Source organism: Geobacillus proteiniphilus, assembly GCF_001908025.1.
Taxonomy (GTDB): Bacteria; Bacillota; Bacilli; order Bacillales; family Anoxybacillaceae; genus Geobacillus; species Geobacillus proteiniphilus.
On sequence record NZ_MQMG01000121.1, the window covers coordinates 1 to 1,262 of the forward strand.

Consider the following 1,262-nt stretch of genomic DNA (forward strand, 5'->3'; position numbering starts at 1 on the left):
ATATTCGCTCAATTCCTTTTTCTGTTTTCGATAGAGCCATTCCCGCATTTTAAACATGACAGTGGAGCTGATCAATAAGGCAATCAACGTTCCATACAGGTGGCACTGAAAGCGAGCCCCTTTCATCGGTTTGAATCGATGAATGTGAAACAGGGATTTCCATGTCTTAAATACCACTTCAATTTGCCAGCGAAGAGAATACAGCGTATGAATTTCGTGCAAAGAGGTATAAATCGCTGGAATATTGGTGATATATACATATATTGAGTGGGGGCGTCGCGTCACGTACGCGGCCCCTTTTCGTTTCGCCTTCTGTTTCCATTGTCCTTCCTTCTGTCGCTCCTGTTCTTCGGTCAGCCGATACACAATGAGCCGCGGTTGATGAACTTTCTTTCCACTGACATACGCATGTTCCAGTTCCATGGTTTCTCCGGGTTGTAACACCGCAAGGAAATCCTCTGGTTCCCATTTTCGAAATCGGTCTCCTTCTTTTTGGTAAATCCCTACATTGTGTTTGAGCCGGGAAATATAAAAGGCTCCGGCGTCATGAATGGCTTGCAATCCCTCAAGCGAAAAATAGCCTAAGTCTTTCAAACAAAGGTCTCCCTCTTGGATGGTCGATAGAAGGGACGCTCCGTAGGCGGCGTCGTGATGACGGGCATCTTCGACATCCGCATGGAGAAACTTCCCTTCTAGCCATTCATATTCTAGCTGAATTTTCACCCCAGGCCCCGTACATCCCTCGTAAATCCCCCGGATTTCAGGAGGCAGTTGAAACGACGTGGAATCGAGAATGCGAATCCGGCGAAACAGCGAATGTCTTTGACATAAGTGACGGGCTTCCTGAGTCTGATGAATGAGCAGTTTTTCAAACACCGCTTTGAGGAAACTCACCGCTTTTTCATTAAACCGTTGATTGAGCCCTTCCGCACTCAGAAAGGTGTTTTGCTTGAGAGCTAGAGCACTGCAAAGCTGCACCAATGATTTTTGACCGCCTCCTTCCTGGAGAAATGTGCAAAGTGCCACAAAATCATGGGCGCGTAATTTCCCCTTTCGTTGAATAAATTGATGATCTCGGGCCATATGTTCAAGTTCTTCGCACGATAACACGCTTCTTAATCCGTCTAAAAAACAATGCCATTCTTCTCGGAGAGATAAGGACGTCTTCAAAAAAACCACCCTTTCTAAGACATTATGAGGTCTTCAAAAGGATGGTCAAATCAGGCATATATTTATTCCTGTTTTCTTAACTTGATGGCTAT

The 1,262-nt window shown here is 45.3% G+C and carries 1 protein-coding gene; it reads right to left on the bottom strand.

All coding sequences use genetic code 11. The features are described 5' to 3' along the window. Positions 1-1,170: IS4 family transposase (locus BRO54_RS18795; RefSeq protein WP_074044856.1), on the bottom strand; the 1,170-nt coding region annotated here is incomplete at its 3' end. Positions 1,171-1,262: the final 92 nt, after the last annotated feature.